Annotated in this window: 24 protein-coding genes and 1 tRNA gene; 8 read left to right on the forward strand and 17 right to left on the reverse strand. The window is 31.1% G+C overall.

Features of this window, described 5'->3' with window-relative positions:
* Nucleotides 1-34: 34 nt before the first annotated feature.
* Nucleotides 35-1,021 (reverse strand): 2-hydroxyacid dehydrogenase, encoded by a 987-nt coding sequence (locus OIF36_05315; GenBank protein ID MCV6599873.1) that lies wholly within the window; start codon nt 1,019-1,021, stop codon nt 35-37.
* Between the two features lie 117 nt (nt 1,022-1,138).
* Here OIF36_05315 and ndk point away from each other — a divergent pair, with 117 nt between their 5' ends.
* The 3 genes from ndk to OIF36_05330 are packed head-to-tail and all read left to right on the forward strand — an operon-like array spanning nt 1,139 to nt 3,438.
* Nucleotides 1,139-1,597 (forward strand): nucleoside-diphosphate kinase, encoded by a 459-nt coding sequence (ndk, locus tag OIF36_05320; protein MCV6599874.1) that lies wholly within the window; start codon nt 1,139-1,141, stop codon nt 1,595-1,597.
* A gap of 2 nt (nt 1,598-1,599) precedes the next feature.
* Complete coding sequence (locus OIF36_05325; GenBank protein ID MCV6599875.1) at nt 1,600-2,247, forward strand: NUDIX domain-containing protein; 648 nt, start codon at nt 1,600-1,602, stop codon at nt 2,245-2,247.
* Between the two features lie 6 nt (nt 2,248-2,253).
* Nucleotides 2,254-3,438 (forward strand): cysteine desulfurase, encoded by a 1,185-nt coding sequence (locus tag OIF36_05330; GenBank protein MCV6599876.1) that lies wholly within the window; start codon nt 2,254-2,256, stop codon nt 3,436-3,438.
* Between the two features lie 80 nt (nt 3,439-3,518).
* On the opposite strand, the gene OIF36_05335 is transcribed toward OIF36_05330, so the two are convergent.
* From OIF36_05335 to mutL, 9 genes are all read right to left on the reverse strand, one after another.
* Nucleotides 3,519-4,076, reverse strand: a complete 558-nt coding sequence (locus OIF36_05335; GenBank protein ID MCV6599877.1) for a prepilin-type N-terminal cleavage/methylation domain-containing protein — start codon at nt 4,074-4,076, stop codon at nt 3,519-3,521.
* Between the two features lie 114 nt (nt 4,077-4,190).
* Nucleotides 4,191-4,757, reverse strand: a complete 567-nt coding sequence (locus OIF36_05340) for a prepilin-type N-terminal cleavage/methylation domain-containing protein (protein MCV6599878.1) — start codon at nt 4,755-4,757, stop codon at nt 4,191-4,193.
* Between the two features lie 280 nt (nt 4,758-5,037).
* Nucleotides 5,038-6,123: a type II secretion system F family protein gene (locus OIF36_05345; GenBank protein ID MCV6599879.1), complete on the reverse strand. Its 1,086-nt coding sequence runs from the start codon at nt 6,121-6,123 to the stop codon at nt 5,038-5,040.
* Nucleotides 6,117-7,814, reverse strand: coding sequence for an ATPase, T2SS/T4P/T4SS family (locus tag OIF36_05350; GenBank protein ID MCV6599880.1), 1,698 nt, complete (start codon nt 7,812-7,814; stop codon nt 6,117-6,119). Before OIF36_05350 ends, OIF36_05345 begins: the two co-directional genes overlap by 7 nt.
* Nucleotides 7,815-7,832: 18 nt before the next feature.
* On the reverse strand, nt 7,833-8,423 hold the full coding sequence (locus OIF36_05355) for a hypothetical protein (protein ID MCV6599881.1): 591 nt from the start codon (nt 8,421-8,423) through the stop codon (nt 7,833-7,835).
* Nucleotides 8,424-8,441: 18 nt separating this feature from the next.
* Nucleotides 8,442-9,716: a type 4b pilus protein PilO2 gene (pilO2, locus tag OIF36_05360; GenBank protein ID MCV6599882.1), complete on the reverse strand. Its 1,275-nt coding sequence runs from the start codon at nt 9,714-9,716 to the stop codon at nt 8,442-8,444.
* 31 nt (nt 9,717-9,747) lie between these two features.
* The gene (locus tag OIF36_05365) at nt 9,748-11,334 is read right to left on the reverse strand and encodes a secretin N-terminal domain-containing protein (GenBank protein MCV6599883.1); all 1,587 of its coding nucleotides are present in this window, start codon (nt 11,332-11,334) and stop codon (nt 9,748-9,750) included.
* 1 nt (nt 11,335) lies between these two features.
* Nucleotides 11,336-12,163 (reverse strand): TcpQ domain-containing protein, encoded by an 828-nt coding sequence (locus OIF36_05370; protein ID MCV6599884.1) that lies wholly within the window; start codon nt 12,161-12,163, stop codon nt 11,336-11,338.
* A gap of 131 nt (nt 12,164-12,294) precedes the next feature.
* Nucleotides 12,295-14,103 (reverse strand): DNA mismatch repair endonuclease MutL, encoded by a 1,809-nt coding sequence (gene mutL / locus OIF36_05375; protein ID MCV6599885.1) that lies wholly within the window; start codon nt 14,101-14,103, stop codon nt 12,295-12,297.
* 136 nt (nt 14,104-14,239) lie between these two features.
* On the opposite strand from mutL, the gene OIF36_05380 reads away from it, so the two are divergent.
* Nucleotides 14,240-14,315: transfer RNA gene (locus OIF36_05380), tRNA-Asn, on the forward strand.
* Between the two features lie 469 nt (nt 14,316-14,784).
* Here OIF36_05380 and OIF36_05385 read toward each other — a convergent pair.
* From OIF36_05385 to OIF36_05395, 3 genes are all read right to left on the reverse strand, one after another.
* Nucleotides 14,785-15,303 carry an AAA family ATPase gene (locus tag OIF36_05385; protein MCV6599886.1) on the reverse strand — a complete coding sequence of 173 codons (519 nt, stop codon included), beginning with the start codon at nt 15,301-15,303 and terminating at the stop codon, nt 14,785-14,787.
* An 840-nt stretch (nt 15,304-16,143) separates the two neighbouring features.
* Nucleotides 16,144-16,407 (reverse strand): hypothetical protein, encoded by a 264-nt coding sequence (locus OIF36_05390; GenBank protein ID MCV6599887.1) that lies wholly within the window; start codon nt 16,405-16,407, stop codon nt 16,144-16,146.
* A gap of 284 nt (nt 16,408-16,691) precedes the next feature.
* On the reverse strand, nt 16,692-17,300 hold the full coding sequence (locus OIF36_05395) for a hypothetical protein (GenBank protein ID MCV6599888.1): 609 nt from the start codon (nt 17,298-17,300) through the stop codon (nt 16,692-16,694).
* Nucleotides 17,301-17,729: 429 nt separating this feature from the next.
* Here OIF36_05395 and OIF36_05400 point away from each other — a divergent pair, with 429 nt between their 5' ends.
* The 3 genes from OIF36_05400 (at nt 17,730) to OIF36_05410 (ending at nt 20,493) form a co-directional block, all read left to right on the forward strand.
* A complete protein-coding gene (locus tag OIF36_05400; protein MCV6599889.1) occupies nt 17,730-18,185 on the forward strand; it encodes a hypothetical protein in 456 nt (151 codons plus the stop codon).
* Between the two features lie 296 nt (nt 18,186-18,481).
* On the forward strand, nt 18,482-19,096 hold the full coding sequence (locus OIF36_05405) for a hypothetical protein (protein MCV6599890.1): 615 nt from the start codon (nt 18,482-18,484) through the stop codon (nt 19,094-19,096).
* Between the two features lie 629 nt (nt 19,097-19,725).
* On the forward strand, nt 19,726-20,493 hold the full coding sequence (locus tag OIF36_05410; GenBank protein MCV6599891.1) for a phage Gp37/Gp68 family protein: 768 nt from the start codon (nt 19,726-19,728) through the stop codon (nt 20,491-20,493).
* A gap of 210 nt (nt 20,494-20,703) precedes the next feature.
* Here OIF36_05410 and OIF36_05415 read toward each other — a convergent pair whose 3' ends face one another.
* The 4 genes from OIF36_05415 to OIF36_05430 form a co-directional block, all read right to left on the reverse strand.
* Nucleotides 20,704-20,913: a hypothetical protein gene (locus OIF36_05415; protein MCV6599892.1), complete on the reverse strand. Its 210-nt coding sequence runs from the start codon at nt 20,911-20,913 to the stop codon at nt 20,704-20,706.
* A 178-nt stretch (nt 20,914-21,091) separates the two neighbouring features.
* Nucleotides 21,092-22,123, reverse strand: a complete 1,032-nt coding sequence (locus OIF36_05420) for an aminoglycoside phosphotransferase family protein (GenBank protein MCV6599893.1) — start codon at nt 22,121-22,123, stop codon at nt 21,092-21,094.
* Between the two features lie 9 nt (nt 22,124-22,132).
* Nucleotides 22,133-22,345 (reverse strand): hypothetical protein, encoded by a 213-nt coding sequence (locus OIF36_05425; protein MCV6599894.1) that lies wholly within the window; start codon nt 22,343-22,345, stop codon nt 22,133-22,135.
* 23 nt (nt 22,346-22,368) lie between these two features.
* Nucleotides 22,369-22,530 carry a hypothetical protein gene (locus OIF36_05430; protein MCV6599895.1) on the reverse strand — a complete coding sequence of 54 codons (162 nt, stop codon included), beginning with the start codon at nt 22,528-22,530 and terminating at the stop codon, nt 22,369-22,371.
* Between the two features lie 184 nt (nt 22,531-22,714).
* On the opposite strand from OIF36_05430, the gene OIF36_05435 reads away from it, so the two are divergent.
* Nucleotides 22,715-23,120: ankyrin repeat domain-containing protein (locus tag OIF36_05435; protein ID MCV6599896.1), on the forward strand; the 406-nt coding region annotated here is incomplete at its 3' end.

Genomic DNA, 23,120 nt, shown 5'->3' on the forward strand with positions numbered 1-23,120 from the left:
AGGGCTTTTTTAAATATTGTAATACAAAACATTATTAAACTAAGTTTAGGCACTCTTCACCTAATGATAGCTTGTGTAAGTTATCATATGTAGTTTTTGCAATATTTGTCAAAGCTGTTTCTGTAAAGAAAGCTTGATGTCCTGTAATAACAACATTTGAGAATGTTTGCAATCTTGCAAAAGCATCATCTTCAATAATTGTATCTGATAAATCTTTAAAGAATATAGATTTTTCATACTCATAAACATCTAATCCAAGATACCCTATTTTCTTAGATTTAAGACCTTCGATTACATCTCCTGTATGGATTAAAGCTCCTCTAGAGGTATTAACAATCATTACTCCATCTTTCATCTTAGCAATTGAATCTTTATTAATTATATGCTTTGTTGATGGGAACAGTGGACAATGTAAAGATATAATATCTGATTGAGCATAAATATCATCTAAACTAGCATAAGAGAAATTTTCTAAGCCAAGCAACTCTTCATTTTCTTTAACATCGTATGCCATAACTTTACAACCTAGACCTAGCATTATTTTACAGAATTTTGCTCCGATAGCACCTGTTCCGATAACACCAACAGTAGAGCCAAAGATGTCAAAACCTAATAAACCTGACAACCTAAAGTCATCTTCTCTAATTCTCATATATGATCTATGAGTTTTTCTGTTAAGAGTCATAATTAAAGCTAAAGAAAACTCTGCTACAGCATTTGGTGAGTATTGAGGAACTCTACAAACATTGATACCGATTTCTTTTGCATAGTCTGTATCAACATTATTAAACCCTGCACATCTAAGAGCTATATGTTTAACTCCCATTTCTTTAAGACCATCTAAAACTTCTTTATTTACATCATCATTAACAAACACACAAACAGCATCACAGCCCTCTGCTAGCTTCAAACTATCTAAATCTAGAGGATTGCGATAAAAGTGCAATTCAAATTCTTTACTATTCTCTTGTTCAAAAAACTTTTTATCATATGAATGATAACTGAAAAAAGCAATTTTCATTATATTTTCTCTCCTTATATTTTTATATATTATTTTCCGCTTGCACTATAAATTAAAATGCGATATAAAACAAGTAGTTTAATAAAAAAAAGTTAATTATTTTTAACAATGAAAGGAATTATAATGGAAAGAACTTTTTCTATAATCAAACCAGATGCAACAGAACAGAATATAACAGGAGAAATAAATCGTAGAATTGAAGAGGCAGGACTAAGAATTATTGCTCAAAAAAGAATCCTAATGACTGAAGAGCAAGCTGTAAAAATGTATGGACATGTTGCAGAAGCTCATGGTCAAGAAGCTTACGACTTTACTGTTAACTTAATGACATCTGGACCTATCGTAGTACAAGTTTTACAAGGAGAAAATGCTGTTAAAAATTATAGAGATGTTATAGGTTCAACATACCCTAACAAAGCAGCTGAAGGCACTATAAGAAAAGATTTTGGGTACCAAAAAGATTTTGATGATGGTAGAGCTCCTGAAATCAAAAACTGTGTTCACGGATCAGGAAGCACAGATGAAGCAGAAGATGAAATTAAAATATTTTTCACAGAAGCAGAAATTGTAGGTTAATTATGAGTAATGAGCTTTTAGATGTATATGATGAAAATGAGAACTTTTTAGAAGCATTACCTAGAGATTTAGTGCATGAAAAAGGTCTTTGGCACAAAACAACTCACTGTTGGCTAATAAAAAAGCCTAACATCTTAATGTTTCAAATGAGAGCTAAAACTTTAAATGATAATCCTGGGAAGCTATACACCACAGCAAGTGGACATGTAGCAGCAGGAGAATCTTTAAAAGATGCTCTTAAAAGAGAGGTTCAAGAAGAACTTGGAGCCAATATAAACACAGAAAAAGCTGAATTAATACATAAAGGTCAATATAAAGCTGACTTTATTACAAAAAATGGTAAAGAGTTTCATGATAGAGCTCTTTACCATATATTTCTGCTAGAAACAGATAGAAACTTAAATGAATTTAACTTTCAAGATGAAGAATTAGAAGGAGTTTTTGAATTACCAGTTAATGAAACTCTAGAGATAATTAAAAAAGAAAAAGGCTCTATAAAAGCATTAGGTTCTTATAAAGAAGACAATACAGTTAAAACTAAAGAGTTTTTAATAGATATTAATGATTTTTTAGTTTTAAATCATGAAACTCCTTATGAGAAATTTGGTTTAATATTAGAAGAAGCAAAGAAATATTTAGAAAGAGTATAATAAATCATGAAAAATAATTTTCCTATATTTAAAAACAATCCTGAATTAGTGTTTTTAGATTCTGCTGCTAGCTCTCAAAAGCCACAGTGTGTAATTGATGCTATGACAGAAACAATGGAAAATTATTATGCAAACATACATAGAGGCATATATCCTCTATCTCAAAAATCAACTAAAAAATACGAAGAAGCTAGAAATAAAGTAGCTAACTTTATTAATGCAAAAGAAATATCCGAAGTAATCTTTACTAAAGGAGCAACGGAAAGTATTAATTTAATAGCTCAGACTTGGGGTAAAGCTAACTTAAAGCAAGGTGATGAGGTCATCATATCAATACTAGAACACCATGCAAATATAGTTCCTTGGCAGATTTTAGAAAAAGAAATAGGTATAAAAATTAAAGTTATTACTTGTAACAATGCAGGAGAGCTTGATTTTAATAACTTTAAAAAGCTTATAAACTCTAAAACTAAGCTTTTATCTTTAAGCGGGATGTCTAATGTATTAGGCATCAAAACAGATATTAAGCAGTTTATAAATGAAGCTAAAAAGCATAACATCACAACTATAATTGATGCTTGCCAACTTATAGTGCATGAAAAACTTAATGTTCAAGATTTAGATTGTGATTTTATGGTGTTTTCTGCACACAAGCTATATGGACCAACAGGTATAGGAGTGTTATATGGGAAATATCACCTATTAGAAAACATGCCACCTTATCAAACAGGTGGAGACATGATAAAAAGAGTTTCTTTTGAAAAAGGAACTACATTTAACACCCCTCCCTCTCGCTTCGAAGCAGGGACTCCTGCTATCGTTGAAGCTATAGGTTTTGGCTCAGCTATAGATTTCTTAAATAAAATAGAAAACCAAAATTATAAAGAGCAAGCATTAACAGAAAAGCTTATTAAAATATTAACAAATATTGATGGAGTTAAAATAATAGGGGAAAATCAATGTGGCATAGTATCTTTTACTACGGACTGGGGATCTCCTGAGGATGTCGCAACACTTTTGAGCCATCAACATATAGCTGTAAGAATAGGACATCACTGTGCTATGCCTCTAATGGAACACTTAAATATACCCTCAGGGACGATTAGAGTGTCTATCGGTATTTATAATGATCAAACTGATATAGATAAATTAGAAAAAGCTTTAAACAAATGTAAAGAAATGCTTAGTTAATAAAATATAAATTAATTTTAAATATATAAAAAGTCCTCGTAAAAACGAGGACTTTTTATAATATAGATTAATAAATTAAATCATTTAAATACAAAATACATAGTTCCATTATTCAAATTCTCACACATAGGTCTAGCTCTTGAGATTTTTATCATATCTGGAACACAAGTTTTTGTATATTTATCACACCCACTAACATTACTTATGTAATCAGCACCTATATAAGATGTAAGAAGCCTATAACAAACCTCTTTATCCACTCCAGGATATGAGATTTCAAAAGCTGCATCCTCTGCAGTATTAACATCAGAAGAAATGATATTTACCTGACCAGCAAAATAATTTATTATACCATCTTCATTCTTATTAATCATATCAACAGGAACAGCTCCCATTCTTATTAAATTATTTGCACTAATCTTATCTATATCCTTATACACAGCCTTATTTGCATGTAAGGATTTAATATTCGAAGCTAAAGTTACAAGTTGTCTTCTCGCTTCATAAGTTTTAACCATTGTATTAGCATTATCATAAAGTCTTAAGCTACTTGTCATAATAATAGCTATAAGAGATAAAACCAATAAAGTTTCTAAAAGAGTAACACCTCTTTGCATTTTATACTTTAAACATTTCATTATAAGCCCCCTTATCGTTATAAATACAGAATAAACCTTATTATTTATTTTTGCAAGAAAAAACCCCGCTAAAAAGAAAGCGGGGCTTGTTTTTGTATTTATAACTAATAAATTTTAGTTATATGTAAAGAATAATGATTCTGAAGCATTCAAACTACCACAAATATTTGCAGCATCTGTTAAATCAGCACCTTTATCTAAACATGTAGCTGTAGTAGATGTACAACCTGTAGCATTAGATACAAATTCTGAAGCTAATTCTGCAGTTACAATTTTGTAACAAACTTCTTCAGGAACACCTTGGAATTCAATTTCAAATGAAGAGTTTGCAATCCCAGAAGCACCAGCAACTGAACTTAGATTAACAATTCCACCAAAAGCATTTCTAATAGCAGCAGCACCAGCAACCATATCTTGAGGCACAGCACCAGCTGAAATTAAATCATCATTACCAGCATTACCATCTATATCACTATAGTCAGCAGCTGAAGTAAATAGTTGTCTGATATTAGTTGAAAAAGCTGACACTTGTTGAATAGCTCTATTAGCTTTCACACCATTGTTAGCATTGTTATAAAGATTAAGACCACCAACCATGATGATAGCAATCAATGATAAAACCAAGATAGTTTCTAGTAGAGTAACACCAGCTTGATTTGATTTTTTTACTAATTTAAGCATTTTATTTTCCTTCCTTAAATTTTTTTCACATTAAAGCGGTTCTTATTGAACCAGGGAAACAAACCAGATTTTCTAAATTCCTCGCTAACAACGCTTCGTCATTAATAAAAACTTCGTTTGTCTTCCTTCCTTAATTTTTTTTACATATTTAAGCAGTTCTTCTCGAACCAGGGAAACAAACCAGATTTTCTAAATTCCTCGCTAACAACACTTCGTCATTAATAAAAACTTCGTTTGTCTTCCTTCCTTAAACTTCCTTTTTCTTAACAAGAAACAAGCTCTAGCCACTAGCTCCTGTTGACTGTGTGATTTGGTTAACAATGGCATATAAACCAGAGAATAACCAAGCGATAACACCAAATAAGCAGAACAAAGCTACACCGTTAAGTATTTTAGTTTGTTTACTTACCTTATCTGTAGTGTCAGTTAACCACTCTTTTCCTAAAATGTCAAGCATTTCTGAAAAAGAAGGTAAATCAGCATAAACTACTAAATCTTCAATAAGTTCTCTATCTGGATAATCGTAACCAGCTCTTCTTAAAGCCTTACCAACATTTAAACCAGAATAAACATATTTAAGAGTAGCAGAAATTCTTTCTCTTAACCATGGGTTAGCATGTCTATTTATTTTTTCAAGAGCCTTAGATGTTTGCACACCTGAATTAATTAAAGCACCTAAAGACATTAAAAAACCTGCTCCTGAAATAAGTCTATAAATAGACCATGGCGGAATTCTGTCAAAATAAACTCGATATTTGCCAGTCCACTTAGGTAAAGATAAAGTTACTATTACAAAGAAAACTACTGTTGCTATAACAACTAATAATAAATAGTTTTCTACAAAATGAGCTAGTCCAGCCATTGAAGATGCAAGACCCACCCATTGTTCCATTGGGAAAACACTATCAAATGCAGGAAATACTCTTTGAGAAAACAAGAATAAAACACCACAGATAAATCCTAATAAAACTATAGGATATATAATACCTCCCATAACAGTGCTTTTAATATTTCTCATACCTTGAGTAATTTTAACCAGATCATCTAAAGCATCTGACATTGATTGACTTTCTTCACCAGCCTCTATCATCATTCTTTCATTATCTGGAACCCAAGAAGATACTGCCACAGACAAAGTATGACCATTTTTAATATCTCTAATCCAAGATTGCATAATTATAGCCATATTATTTTTAGGGTTTTTTCCATTATTAGATGCTTGCATATAAAGCATTTCAAGCACTCTCTGCATAGGAATACCATATCTAATCATTGTAGATATCTTACGATAAACTCTTAATCTTAATTTAGAGTTAAAAGCTATTTTTCTTAAAGTTTTTTTAACTTCTTCTGTATTTATTAGCATAAGTTATATTCCTCCAGTTTAACATTTTTATCTAACTCAATAGCCCCAACTACTCTTTCTATTTCTGTAGGGGATATTTCCCCCGAAAGAGCCTTTAGAAGACCATGTGTCATCATAGTCATACCATTTAGTTCTTTTATCCAATATTCTTTTGCTTCAATAAGTTTTTCATGCTTCATAAGATCCATAAACATGTCATCTGGAGATATTATCTCTGCGACCACAGTTCTTCCTGTATATCCTTTTCCATCTCCACAAGATGAGCACCCTCCTCCACTGAAGAATAAATCTTTTGCTCTATCTCCTAAAGTAGCATCTATCCTTTTTTGCAGTTTTTCATCTACAAGCCCTTTTTGAAGAGCTTCTGCATAAGGGATTCTACATTTTTCACATAATGTTCTTGTTAACCTTTGAGCAACTAGTCCAAAAATTAATCCTGATGTATAAAGATTATAATCTGGAACACCAATATCTCTTAATCTATTCAATATCATAAGAGCATCATTAGCATGAACAGTAGTCCAAACTTGGTGACCAGTCATTGCCGCTTTAACAGCCAATCCAGCTGAAGCTGCATCTCTAACCTCACCAATCATAATTGTATCTGGATCAGATCTCATAGCTGCAGAAATAGCTTGTATAAATTTGATATCTCTCTCTTCTGGTGTAGGAGCATTCATAACAGGCATTTGTTTTGCTCCATCAATAGGTCTTTCTGGAGGATCTTCAATAGTTATCACATTTCTTTCGTTATGACACTCATCCATAACTTTTGTCAAGACATGATATAATGTTGTTGACTTACCAGAGCCCGTAGGACCAGATATGACACAAATACCAACTGGCTTTTGACTCATTTTATCTAATAATTCTGTTTGATAGCTATGATAACCTAAATGAGATACACCTTTTTTAATATCACCCGATTTACTATTATAAAGCAATCTAGCAATCATATATCTACCACCATATGCAAGTGGATTAAATTGTAATCTTAATGCTTGAACTTCAATTGGCAAATCAATTGTAGCATTAGAAATCCTAGCCGCTTGATATTCTGTTGGATTATAGTTAGAGTCACTTGCATCAGCCATAGCAAAACAAGCCGCACAGAAGTCATGACCATAAGAGCTTTGCCATTCAATAGTTTGAGTAAGAACACCATTTTTTCTCATTTCTACAACAGCAGAAACATCTGTAGCAATAATATGAATATCTGAAACATCATTTTTAACCGCTATCTTTATTAAATCCACAATATCTTTCTGCATATGTGTCAAATTAGAGCTTGCAGAGCTGTTAAGAGAGTTTTTTACACTTGCTCTTTTATAAGCATCTCTAATAGTTTCTAAAGAAACTGGTATTTTCCTAATAATTTTTATATCTCTAAGTCTAGCATAAGTCTCTAATTTTAAAACGTAAGGATCTGACATATGAGACTTAGAAACAAGAAAAACTCCGTTTTCATACAGAGCCATTATTTCTTGCTGTTCTTGAGGACGATGTAAAAAACCGCCATCAGCAGTTAAAATTTTAAGATTACTTTCAAAAAGATTTTGTATCAGTTTATTTTCATCAGTCTCCAATTCTTCTTCTACTACAACATCTGATGATGTGTTTGTTTCAACAGCATCATCAACTTTTTCATTATCTAATTCTTCTTTATTCTTCTTATTAATAGATAAAATCACTGAACAACTCTCTTTCAATTATTTTCTAGCTGATAAAGCTATAGTTTCTATATCTCCTTTTGCATTTTCCATAGTTACAGTTTTCTTTGATATTTTAACCACTTTAAATCCATTACTTAAAACATCACCTTCTCTAACCATTTCTGTACCAACACCTTCGTTAACTACTGTAGCCATTAGATTACCTTGCAATCCTTTAATTGAGCTAATATGCATATTTAAAGATGCTTCTTCTTCATATGAATCAACAACTACTGGAGCCACTGGAGCTATATTAGACACAGGAATAAATCTATCTAATATAGATTTCTCCTGTTTTTTTTCCACTACTTCCTCTTTTTCTTCAACAGGAGGATTTAGTAATAAATCTAATTTTTTATTTTGTTCTTGAACTTTATATTCAAGTTCTTTCTCTCTTAATTCTAATTGCATTTTTGTGATATTTTTTTGCATATCTTCAATATCTGATAAATATCCATCATCTTTTGCCATTAGAGGATGTTCAACGCTTGTATTTGCGAAGTTGCTGAACATACTATCATCTTGAGCATTTGCTTTAAAAGAAACTAAAGCAAGCCCTAAAAGTAATATTGTTGTAGTTTTCTTCATTTTTTTCTCCTTACTATACTATTTTTGATAAACATTTCCTGAAATTTCCCAAGACAGAGTTCTTCCTATTTGCAATGTAACATTGTTAACTGATAAAGCAGGGAAAGATACTAAGTACTTTTTCCAAGCTTCAATAGGATATTTTGTCTTAAAAGAAAACTTAACAGGTTTATAAATTGGTGGAAGAGTAACTGTATTACCATCTCCATCTTTCATAATTCTAGGCTGAGCTTCTTTCAGAGATACTCCTGAAAGTTTAACATCAACGCCAACTTTTGTTTTTAAATCTAAGAATTGCTGAGAAATTTTAGATCCAGATAATAACTCTTCACCTGTAGCAAATTTAAATCTACTATCCATTTTATCTAGAGTTTTTTTCAAAACAGCATTTTCACCTGTAGCACTAAGTGCTAATGAAAATTCTCCTTGGCTAGCTTTTGCTTCAATATCATAAATATAACCACCTGATTTCTCAGCAAAAGCTGTAATAACCTTACCGTCACAAGCAACCTTATTTATGGACCAGCCAAAGATATTGAAAGGCAATGAAGTAATTGCTTTTGAACAGTTATCTATGAAAACACTAGCCTCTGGCATTTTTTTCCATGGATCAATTTCTTTTTTCGCAGCTTCTAATTGCTGTTCTCTACTAATTCTAATTTTTTCAGCTTTTTGCCTTTTATCATCAAAATGATTAAAAGCCATGTAACCACCTATTCCTAGAACTGCTGCTAATAATAAGTAATCCTTATATCTAGCTAATAATGAATCAGCTGAAGCCAATTTAACTTTAGAAAAGTTTGTTATTAAAACATCTAAATCAGTTTCTTTACTATTATCTATATTCCAAGAAGCTGGAGCGAATTTGATAAAATCTCCTCTAATATCAGCAGAGAATTTCATCATCACTTCTTTTGCTTCTTCTTCTGTATCATAGAAGGCATCTCCATATGGCATAATCATATCATTTTTAGTCATACCAAACCACCATCTGTCACCAAGATTAAAAGCACCTATAAAGTTACTTCCAACATTTTCTGTAACAGCGATAGCCAAAGATCTCATACCAGCTCTATGTCCAGCAGATTTCCAGCCTAAACCATACTGAGGTGGAGTACTTTGTCTAATACAGAAAAAATCAGCACCAACCCCTTCGCTTTTAGCTACATTGCAAGCCTCTTGCATAGCATGACTAGGGTCATCAACAGGATCCCACATCAAACCAACAGCAAAAAATGTGCCATTTACTTTTGTGACTCCTGATTTTTTTATTCTATCTATTTCGTTTAACATAATAAACGCCCTATCTTTGTTAGTTTAAACCTTACTCTATAACTCTTGGAGTTATCATAATTACTAATACTTCTTTAGCTATGTTTCCGTATTTTCCACCACCGAATAAATAATTATTTGGGTTTCCTGTACCTGATCTTTCTGAAGCATTAATAATTTTATCATAACCAGCTAATACTAAAGTATTTCCTGATTTTAGTTTAATATTTTGCAAGAAATCTCTTGAAACAACTGTAGGAAGTTGTATAAATGAAGGTGAATCTTTATCTCCAAATTCAACAACTTTTAAACCAGATCTCTCAGAAATTGACATTGAATATTGCATCATGATTTCACCATTAGCTAAAATTCTTGGCAAAACATTCATTACAAAACCAGTTGTTATATCTCCTGGCGTTGCTGACGATGTAACAACACCATCATCTACAGATTGTTCAACTTTTCTTACATAAGCTTCTCTTGTAATAATTTGTAGAGGAACAGTATGGTTATTAAGAGTTGTAACTGTAGAGTTTGTTACTTGTGATTTATCAAATTTTTCTGACAAAGCCTTTAAGATAATATTTGCTGTATTTTCTCCTGAGTTTGAAGAAAATTTTGATGTCATAGAGCTTAACCCTGTTACTTCTGTTAAGTTTCCTTTTGGACCAGACCATTCAAAGCTAAACTTATCAGATACATTCTTAAGAGCAGCTGTAAAGTCAGTTTGGAAAGTATCTAGCTCACTTGTAACTATAGACATAACATTTACATCAATTACAACTTGTCTTGATAAAATCTCGTTTTGTTTTTTAACCAAGTTTTCAACTTTTCTAATTGCTAGAGGAGAAGATGTAATAGTTAAAGTTCCTGTTGATGGAGACATTGCATAAGTTGACCCCTCTGGAACCATTGACTTAATCACTTCTTCAATTTCTTCCCAAACACTTAGAGAGGCTGTAACCTCTACAGTGTTATCTGTTCCTGATTGAGAGCTCTCACCTCCACTACCTTTTCCAGTTGATGCTTCTGAACTATCAGACTCTGATGTAATTTCAGAATTCACTTCTGTTTTTGAAGGTAAAGAGTATAGAGCTAATGTTCTTGTTACATATTTAGATAAGTAAATTACATTTTCTCTGTGTTCCCAAAAAACATCAAATTTTGTAGATAATTGGTTTAAAAGCCCCACAAAATCACCACTATAAGAAATAGTCATGCTTTTTGATGAGCTATCTGCAGATGATAAATCTAAAGCCTCATCTGAACTATCACTTGAAGATGTTGTACTTTCTGCATCTCTTACAACAAATCTCATACCTGTCATACCAGACAAATCAGAAGCAATCTCATTAAGAGTTTGTTCTTCTGTACTCATATAAGTTATGTTACTATATTTATTAGGTAGAGGATCTCCATTTTGCTGACGGTAACCTCTTGATCCCAACCATACTCTATCAGAATGTCTTACAGAGCTTACATTTTTATAAGCATCTGAAGCATCTCTGTATTTTTTTAATCTTTGTGCAGCAACAGTATCTTGACTGCTTACACTTGATTTAGCTCTTTTTTGCAAATCTGAGCACCCTGTTGTTGCTAATAAAACGCAACTTAATGCTATAATACTTTTCTTAATCATACTAATTCACCTCTCCATTTGAAGTTGTTTCTATTACTAATGTATTGTTTTTATAAAAAGTTCCCACTACAGGAGGATCAGCTTTTTCAAAAGCTGTGATTAGCTCTGAAGCAGCATCAACGAAAGAACCTGAGAAAACAATTTCTGATTGGATATTAAAATCTCTATCAGACTCCCAAACAACATTCCATTCAGCTTTATCCCCCCAAGATTTAATTGTTTCTTGTAGAGTATATCCTTTTTTAACTTCCCATTTAGGTTCTACTTTAACCATTTCTTTAACAACAGGAGTTGACTTAACTTCCGCAACAGTCTCCACTTCTACAGCTTCATATTTAATAGCTTTAACTGGTTGTTTTACTTCTGGCATAATTTCTACAACAGGAGTATTAATCATCATTTCGACTTTTTCTTCAACCATAGGAGCTTCAACTTCTTTTATTTTAGATACCTGTTCAACAACTGTCGTTTTAACTTCCTCAACAGCTTTTGCAGGCCTTGCAGACATAAAGTCTTGAGCATTTGCAATATTTATTACATTCTCTACAACACTATAACCAAGACCTAAATCAGATAAAAGAGAACTTAGAGTCTCTGACCAACTTTCTTTATATTCATAAGAAACTAACTTTCCTAAATCTTGATCTGTCTGAAAGGAAAAATCATAATCCACTGGAACAATTTTTCTCAATGCAACAACTAAAGGGATTGAATCCACCTTAATAGTTTCTTTTGCTCCGGAAATCTCGAACTGGGCTTCAGAAGGAGAAGTCACTCCTAAAGACACCAAAAAACCTAAAACAGTTACTTTTAACATTCTACTTAACATTTTTAAACAGTACTCCTTATACTCTTTGTTAAAAAAACAACCAATTTGCTTTAACTAAAACAAGTCCTTACTTATAGTAAACAATCTTTTTTTGCATAAAGCAAGCTTTTTTCATATTTTTTTAATTTTTTCTATCTGTTAAATAACTTTTCTATATCTTTTAGAGTTAATTTAACATATGTTGGTCGTCCATGGTTACATTGTTGAATGTTTTTACATTTTTCCATTTGTCTTAATAATTCATTCATTTCAGTAATGGACAAAACTCTTCCTGATCTAACAGAACCATGACATGCAATGGTTGCACATACTTCATATAACTTAGTCTCTAATAAGTCGCTTTCACCTAAACTTAACAACTCATCAGCTAAATCATTAACCAATTGTTTTATGTCTACTTTATTTTTCAACAAAGCAGGTACAGACCTAACAACAACAGCACCTTCCCCAAAACTTTCAATTTCTAAGCCTAATTTATATAAATCACTTTGCTTATTTAATAAAATATTTATAGATTCGTCTTTTAACTCCACAACTTCAGGTATTAAAAGGTTTTGAGCAGAAACACCACCGCTTTTTAAATTATCCTTAATGCTTTCATATACTATTCTCTCATGCACAGCATGCTGATCTATTAAGAAAACAGCATCTTCTGTTTGCGAAATTATATAATTTTTATGAAGTTGAGCCTTAGCACTACCCATAGGATATAAGTCAATTGAAGAAGGATGTTCTTCCATTAACTCTTCATTAACCATTTCTGCTTTTACCGAAGGAGCAACCTCCATTAAATCATTTTGCCTTAAAGGTTTTTCAAATTCTTTATAATCAGAGTAATTTATTTTTGAAAATTTAGGTTCTCCAAAACTCCTGTTTGAGAACATCTTACTCTTATCAACAGCTTTATAACCAGTATCAAACTTACTTTTAATTTCAAAGATACCCTGAGTATCTTCTCCTCTATTATTCTCTATTGCCTCTCTAATAGAATGAACCAAAGCCCCTCTTATAACACGATTATCTTTAAACCTAACCTCTGTCTTAGCTGGATGAACATTTACATCAACATCCTTAGGAGGTAATTTAATAAACAATACAACTACAGGATATCTACCGTGCTCTATTACATCCATATACCCCGCTCTAATCGCCCCCATAATAAATTTATCTTTTATTGGACGACCATTTACATATACATATTGATATAAGCTATTAGCTTTATTAAAAGATGGAACTCCTATAAACCCTGATATTTCAATTTCATTAACATTTGATTTAATCTCTATAGATTTTTCTGAGAACTCTTTACCGACAATATCATAGATCTTATCTTGTAAATCAGAGGATACAAAATTAAACACTTTCTTATCATTATTAACCAGCGATATCGACACTTCAGGATTAGCCATAGCTATTTTTTCTACAACTTCCTTGATATATCTTGTTTCTGTAGAATCCGCTTTTAAAAACTTCAATCTAGCAGGAGTAGCAAAGAATAAATCCCTTATTTCTATCTTTGTGCCCTCATTTAAGGCTGTAGGCTTTATCTCGACATTCTTACCACCTTCTACTTTTAATTCCCAAGCTTCTGCATTACCATCTTTCTTAGATTTAATAGAGACTCTAGCTATTGAGGATATTGAAGCCAGAGCCTCACCTCTAAAACCAAATGTATTTATAGCAAATAAATCTTCACTCTCCATTTTAGAAGTAGCATGTCTTTGAATAGACATAGACAAATCATCTTTATCCATACCACAACCGTTATCGCTTACAGAAATAAAACTAGCCCCACCATTTCTCACAGAGACATCAATTTTAGTTGCTCCAGCATCTATAGAGTTTTCAACTAGCTCTTTAATTACAGAAGCTGGTCTTTCAACGACCTCTCCTGCTGCGATTTGATTTACAATATTGTCTGGTAATAATTTAATAGTCATAATAAATAGTTTATAATTTATTTAGCTAAAATTGTCAATTAAATAGAGAAAATAAAAAAAATGAAAAAAAGTGTTTTTAGGGGTTGACAATTTAAAAATGTTACTGTATATTTCCAACTCAATGGTTAAATATTAATCCCCGATAGCTCAGTTGGTAGAGCAAATGACTGTTAATCATTGGGTCGCTGGTTCGAGCCCGGCTCGGGGAGCCATTTAAAAAAGGTAATAAAAACAACGGCTTAGAGCCGTTTTTATGCAAAAAACTCAGAAACATTGGCAAATTTTTACTACAAAATCGACTTTTTGTAGTGTTGTTTGTAGATAGATTTTAAAAAATAATAATTTTAAGACCCCAAAAACAACTTTTGAGACCCAATGATTATAAATCATTCGTGCGATGAGAACAACCCATTGTTTTTATTATAAAAGCAACTTATTTACATTACTTTTTTGTATTGATTTTGTAGATAAATTGACAACATTAAAAAAGCCTTTATTCCTTATCAGAATTGACTTTCAAAGAGATTTATACTTTTTTTATAAAAAAATATATTTTTAGCTGGACTTTATATTTTTTTGTTCGTAAAGCTGTGTTTAAGCATTAAAAAGCTCGTCTTTAATGCTTAGTATATTGGATATTTGGAGCAACTTGATTGTAGGGATTTATCCCTACAATCTTTTTTATGATTGCTTATCTATAAAATATTTATTTTCTCTTTTTATAAAAGCTTGTTCTGAACCTTCCAATAAAAGTAAATTCTCTTTTTTTGCTATATCACAAACATCTTCAATTGCCATTTGAGACACTTCTGTTTTATTACCTTCTTGTTTTAAAACATATATTTGATCCGCATCAGCATTTATAACAATGTTCGCATTATGTGTCGCAAAAATAAGTTGCCTATTTTTTTTGACTTTTTTGATAATCTCAACAAGTTCTTCAGAAATCATTTTCTGATCCAGATGTGTTTCAGGCTCATCAATAATTAATGGTGAATTTCCTAATATAATTAAAACCAAGACTATTGCAGTTGCTCTTTGACCAAATGATAAATTTTCTAAAGTTTTATCTTTATAAAGAATTTCAAAAGAAGTATATTTTGTGCAGTTATATTTTGATAACATATGATATAAATCATATAACCTTTTATTTCTTTCATTTTGTTCAAAATACTTTATTAATTTTTCAGATGTTTTCAATTTTAAGTTTTCTTTGCAAAGATTTTCTAGTTTTTCAGCTACAGGAATTCCACTCCTCGGGTTTTGCCTATCTAAAAGAGACCTAAAGTCATTTTCCGCACCCCCTGTTTCATTGTTGATAAATTTAAAAAAATCATTTGTGCTTTAGAATAAAAAACAGCTCTAAAACAGAGTGAAAAAATACAGAAAAAAATCATCATATTTTGATATATTTTTTAACAACAATGTTTAATACAGCTTAATAGAGGTTAATGTGATTTAAGGAAGTTTAAAGAATTTTAAGGAAAGTTAAGATTTTGTAGTTACTTTGTAGTTAGATTCCTTAAATTTCCCTAATTTTCCTTAAATTTGCTTAACTTTTCTTAAACTTTGACTCTTTTTGAAGCTCGCAGAAAACCTAGCTAAATCGTTGTATTAATGAGAAAATAAAAAATATTTTACACTTAACTGTTAATCATTGGGTCGCTGGTTCGAGCCCGGCTCGGGGAGCCATTTAAAAATACGGCAACTAAAAGTTGCTGTTTTTTTATGCCCAAGCAACGGTGTGTGCGGGCTTCAGGCAATAACTTTGCCTTTGAAAATCAATTTTATTTCTAACTTTTAGGGGGTTGCTAAAATTTCATAATTAGCATCATTTACAAAATCAGACAATCTTTCTATTTTATATTCCATATCAAACTCCTTTATTAATAGATATTCAGCATAACTTTATAATATTCTATACTCTCATTATTTATTTCTCTATTAATTTTTTTATAAAAACTTTAAATCTTATTTTAACTAAAAAAAGCCGTTCAACTTAATGAACAGCTTTATTTTAATCAATCTGTAATATAAAAATTACATCCCAGGCTTTTTTAACTTAGATGCGTTATTCTTTTTCATCATTTTTTGAACTTGCTTATTAAAAGCTTCTTCATCAACTTCATTCGTGTCGATATTATCTTTCTCAAGCTTTTCCCAATAAGAATGATTCAAATCGAACTCTCCTGTTTTCCAGTTTAGAGCATAAATTCCTCTTTCAAGCCCTTCTTCATCTTTTTTAACTTTTACAGGTCTTTGACCAACTATATAATAATCATATGTAAATTTTTCTTCTGTCATTTTCTATACCTTTCTCTAATTAAAACCTTTTGGCTTTGGTTTTTGAATATCTTTCTTTGGAGTTGCTAAATTCTGTTGTGAGACAACTACATTGTTTTTAGTAGCGATAGATTCTCTAACATCCCCATTATTCATTGAATTTAATTTATTTGCTAAAGATTTAGTAGAAAATCTTCGAGAAAAAGAAGATAGTATAAAGAGAAAACTTAAAGTAATATTATCTTAAAGAATCATCAAATTCCATTTTTTTGAGCTCTTTTTCTTCATATTTTTTCTTTAGAGCCTCATAGATTTTTAAACAGCTCAATATCAGCGGTAGTAAAATCTTTATATAAATATCCCTTGATTCCACAACTATTTGCAACTTTAATATTATCATTAACATCATCTATAAATAGAGATTCATCAAAATCAATATCTGTATTATGTTTAATATAATTCCAAAAATGTTTAGATTTCTTTCTATAACCTATTCCTGCAGAATAAAAAATACCTTCAAATATTTTTTCAAAGTTATACTTATTGCAGAGGTAATTCATTTTGATATGTGATTGATCTGTTGCTAAATAAATTTTAAACCCCTTGCCTTTTAAATCATCTATTACTTTTAATACTCTACTATCTATAAAGTATCTGTTCTCTAACCAAAAATTAATTAGACTATTTGTAGTTAGATCCTTTCTCTTCATATCTTCAATAGCTTTAATAAGGATAGGCTTCACAGGTTTTTTGCCAACCATAGCATATATATGCCAATCTTCCTTATCAAAAAAATATTTTTTAAAATCTGATTGACATATATCCAATTTTTCCTTTATTAAAACATCATAGTTTTTATTTTTTAATAAAATCACACCATCAATGTCAAAAAATATTACACCTTTGTTCTTCATTCTCAATACACCCTCCATATTAATATAATATATCATACAATAAAAGATTATATATTACAAGATGATTTATCTAGCATATAAGACAAAATAAATTTAATTTTCTCTGTAAATTAGGTGTTATGCACCCTATTCTTGCAAGGAGTTGTTGCGATAACATCAAATCCTGAGCCATTAAAAAATACGATCACTTAAAGTGGTCGTTTTTTTATGACCAAGCCACGGTGTGTGCGGGCTTCGGCCAATAACTTTGCCTTTGCAAGTATTTTTTTCTACGAACTTTTAGTGATTTTTAGCCCATTCCATGTTTTGCCCCGTTTCCAAAAGGCAAAGTTAGATATATAATTAATAATATTTATAACAATATAAGTTTGTATTTATGTGCAATACATGTTATAATATGACTACAAAGAAACACGGAAGGATTATATTATGACAGAAAAGCATACAGACTCTTTAGAAATTATAGAAAAGGCTAGTCCAAAAGATTTAATGAACCTTTTTCTGAAATGTTTAAGAATGAATGAGATCCAGAAAGACGGTATATCTGCGTTGAAAGATTTAGAATTATTAGAGCAAGCCGCAAATAAATTAAATGCATCAAACACCCAATATCAAGAAGAATTTGTTGAATCCTTTTCTACTGTTATGAGAGATAGAAGGGATGAGGCCGTAGCAATAGTGGATTTAAAAACTCTATTGACATCTTGTGCTTATTTAAAAGTTGATACAAAAATAGCTCTACAATGTTCAGAGAAATTTTTTGAGCATCATGCTGACTTAAACAAAGATGCCGCAGATGAAGTTGCCGATTACAAAGATACTGTTCTAAAAAGAAAAGGCTATGCTTGCATAACCCACCCCAAAATACCGTGTACACCATGTTAAATAAAAAAGCTCTTAGCAATAAGAGTTTTTTTACACTGGTTCATTATTTTAATTTTTTTGATATTTTCACTAAACTTTATTCATAAATATACCTTGTTAGTTGTTTATTATGAAAGATGACAATACTCGGCAAACAAAAGCTATTTATAATTCCAAATTTTAGTCTTTAATTATAGTTTTTAATACTATAATCCAGGGAAACAATATTATTACAAGATAATCTTCTGAGAACTTGATTTTTTAAAAAACAATCACTATACTGCACATTATAACATAATATTTAATAAGGATTAATAATGAATATACTTTTAGACATGGATGGGGTTATACTGAAATACAGCAAGGCTTTTCTCGATTTTTTAAGCTCAAAAACAGGAACCAAATACAATATAGAAGAAATAAAACAGTGGGGCTTTTCTGAGACGGTTAAAGATTTAACTCAGACTGAAATCAACACATATTTAGAAGAAATGATGAGACTACCGGAAATAGAACAGATCGAGCCGGAAAAAAATGCAATAAAAATTATAAAAAAACTAAAAAATGATGGGCACCTAATATATATAGTGTCCTCATCACTGCCAGAGGACAGTCCCGAAATAACCACTGAGAGAAGAACCAGGTATCTAAACAAGTTATTTGGAGATAACTTCTTCGAAGAAATATATCTACTCCCCCTAAACCTCAAAAGCCATAAAGGGCATGGTAACAAACAGGATATTTTAATTCAATTTTCAGGAAACCAGTCCATTTTATTAGACGATAGCATAAAAAATTGTGAACAAGGATTAAGTTGCGGAATAAAAAACAGCTTCTTGTTTTCACAAAATTGGAATTTATCCAACAATAACCTCCAGCGAGTAATGTCTTGGGAAGAGTTTTATCTTAAAGTCAATGAGCTAAAAAGCTAGGCACAAGACACCCGCATGATATTTGTGCTCTTTATTACCCACATATCTTTCTTTAACAGAAACATGAGAGCTTTTTGAACCACAAAGTTAAAGATAGTATTTACTAATAATTAAATATATATAATTTAAAAAACAATTAGTGATTAGCAATTCCCTGTTAATTTAAGCATTAGATTTATAAAGATTTACATATTGCAGAGTTAAACAAAATATAACGATAAAACAAATTAAATATTCTCTGTAAATTAGGTGTTATACACCCTATTCTTGCAAGGCATTGTTGCAATAGCATCAAATCCCGAGCCATTATATTTAAAAACCCTCTCACATTACGTTTGTGAGCTTTTTTAAAACCCAAAACCTCCCACATCAGGACCTTCACACGAACTCACAACCCAATCGTATTCTTGCAAGGTTTTTACAACCCTAAAATATTGATATATTTAGTAAGCTCCATGTTTTGCCAGTTTTCTGAAAGGCAAAGATAGACATGTAATGAATAATATTTATAACTAAAAATATAAATTTTTAAGAGATAATTTCGGAGGCGGAGATATGGGAAAGCATTGACATTTATTAAAATATAATTAACAATGTATGTATATAGATGTATATGAAAGGAAATATTCATGCAAACCACAAAAAATAAAAAGTTGAAAATAAATTCCTGGAACCCTTTTACGGGTTGTACCAAAATATCTCCAGCCTGCCAAAATTGCTATGCTGAAGCATTGGCCGATAAACTAAATCGTTGGAGAACTCCTGGATATGAGAATACATTTAAATTTACTGTCCATCATGATAGAATTAAAAATGCAGCTCCCCTAAAGAGAAAGAAACCCACCAGCTATTTCATCAACTCCATGAGTGACACCTTTCACGAGGATGCCACAAAGGAGGACATTGATGCCGTTATGGATGTGGTGCGTAGAGCCCATTGGCATAATTTTTATATATTAACTAAACGTAGCAAAAGACTTAGGGAATATTTTGCTAAAGAAACGGCTCCGGATAACCTATGGGTAGGAGTAACGGTTGAAGATAAGAAACATGGATTACCTAGATTGAAAGACCTGCAACAAATAAAATGTAAAAACAAACACATCTGCTGTGAACCACTGTTAGATGATCTGGGAGAAATTGATCTAAGTCAAATAAAATGGGTAGTTGGCGGGGGAGAAAGCGGACCTAATGCTCGCCAAACTAAATTGGAATGGGTTGAATCCCTCGTAAAACAATGCAAAAAACAGCATGTACATCTTTATTGGAAATCCTGGGGAACCTACGGTCCAGACGGTGTTAAAAGAAAAAAAGGAGATACAGATTGCTCTGTGAATGGAAAGATATATCTATCATTTCCGAAAGATTTGATGCCAGATTCTGGGGAGCTGTTTTAAATATCATTATATAAATTAAGAACTATTTCCTCAGCATCGCTTCTTGGTCTTTCCAGTCTTTATGGTTTGAAGCTATTTGGCATAGTTCTTCTATTTTCATACTGAGTTTACCATCTAAAACCTATCCTTCCACTTTTTATTCTCCATTTTGCATATAAAAAAGCACTCTGTGAAAAAAGAGTGCTTTTTAATTTTTAAATTAGTTATATTTTATTGAAGAGTTAAACCTTTAATCCGCTTATATAAATTATACCCAAACATACCTAAAGCAGCACCTGAAGCAAAACCATTATTAAAATCATCACCTACAGCTTTTGAAACAAAAACACCTGCAACTCCGCAAGAAAAGCCAACAATAGAACTCATATTAGACTGTCTTATTGCAATTTTACTAACATTATTTTTTAAATCATTACACATAATTTTAATCTCCTTTTATAATTTTTAATTAATTTATCTTTATTATATCCTATATTATACCATAAAAATAACAAAAATACAACAACTCAAAACCCCAAGCCATAAAAAATACGGCAACTAAAAGTTGCTGTTTTTTTATGTGCCTATAGTAAAATCATAAAAACAATACCCTTAATAATTATATAGAATACATCTTAAGTGGCTTAGCTTTTTTTACAGGCTTATTATTTTCTGCTGATTGTTTATCAGCAGACATCACAACATAAGGACTAGCTTGTTCATTAACTAGACCAACCAACTGTTCTTTTAAATCTTTTTCACCAATCCTGTCAAGACAATTTAAAACCTTATTGAGACCCTCTCTTGCTTTTTCCAAACCTTCTTCCAAACATCCTCTTTTATCACACCAACTCAAAAACTTCAAAGAATTACTCAAGTTATCAAAAGAAGAAAAAACAAACATCTCTGGACAGACTCTCAAATCTCTCCTTGGCTTTTCTTGTGAATTATACTCTTCTTCAAAAGCTTTTGCAGTATCCCAATCAAGGTAAGAATATAAAAAGTTTATTTCAGCAAAAACAGGAGCCACTCCCGCAAAATCCCAATCTAAAACACATAAATTCCCATCTTCATCTTTCACAATATTATCAGGATGTGAATCATTATGGCAAAAAGCCTCTGAAAACATATTACCATACCCCCAAATTTCTTCTTGCATAGAATCCAATCCGATAGCAGACATAAGATTATTGTATCTGGGAGATCTATCTAATACCCTAGAAGTCTTTAATTCCTCAGCCTTTTCGACAGATGATTGATGTATTCTATTTAAAAACTTAGCAAGTACGTGTATATTGTCCTTATCAATAGCTTGTCCCTTATTGCCCTGCCCCATAACATTAACTTTTGCCATAACACTATAAGGACAACATTTCTTATCAGAAACAATCTCATAAATAGGAGGAATAACAACACCCTCTATATCTGAGGTCAGTTCTATTGCATAATCTGAGATTACTTTAGCATAATGCTTTACTTGCAACCAATCTTGCTTAGATTCACATTTCCCCCGCTCATTCATCCTGTGAACAATATATACTTCCCCAGTTACTTCATCAAGAACCTCTCTAACCTCAGATAGGTTCCCTTCTCCTATAGACTTACCTTTGTTCCAGTCAAAATTATATTTTTGATTTATATCATCTGACATAAAAGTTTCCTATCCAAATTTATACCAATCATAAAAATCTTCTCTTCTATTATCTTTACAATAACTAGAAGCAGTATTAGAATTAATGTTTCTAATATCGGAACTTATGTATTCATCAATAGGAACAGAAGGGGATTTAAAATTTTTACATCCAGATACAAATAAAAAACAAACAAATAATATCAATATTTTTTTATTTAAAAAAAATCTGTTTTTCGCCATATTTACTCTCCTTATAATAACATTTAGATAATATATACAATACAATGATTTATATTGCAAGAAGATTCATCTATATCTAATATACACGGATAAAACCCCATTACTTCATCATATTGTTTAGTTCGGATTGTTTCAAGCATGAGGAAATATTCTTTATAGTTATCCATATTTGCAACTAATTTCAAATCTTCCTTACTATTATCTTGTTAAAGAAATATTTTATTTAATTTTTAATTAATCTCTGATAAAACATAGAGATATGTAAACAATTATAAAACCAAAATAAAATAATATAGTTAAAATCATAATTTGCATTATATAGATTAATATGATATTATCTGCTCCTTAATTAAAGAAGGAGAGAAAAATATGAATGAAATAGATAGAGAGTTTATAGATGCTATTGGACATGATGATTTTCATAAAGCAAAGAAGCTTATTAGAAGCGGAGCCAATATCAATGTGATAGATGCAAATGGCAATACAGAGCTACATACAGCTAGTTATAATAATGAAATAGTAAAAGTAGAGTTCTTACTTAATAATGGAGCTAATCCTAATGCTACTAACAACTTAGGTAACTCGCCTATAATATCTGCTGCTACAGGTCGTTTTTGTGGCAAGGAAGTTGTACAAGAATTGTCTAAACATGGTGCAAACTTAGATTACAAAAATGCAAAGCAACAAACAGCTTTAAAAATAGCTTCATCAAAAGCTTATAATTCTAATAAAGCAAGAAACCCTGAAATGGCAAAAGCAATTAGATCTGAGAAAA

Source organism: Alphaproteobacteria bacterium (genome assembly GCA_025800285.1).
Lineage (GTDB): Bacteria > Pseudomonadota > Alphaproteobacteria > JAOXRX01 > JAOXRX01 > JAOXRX01.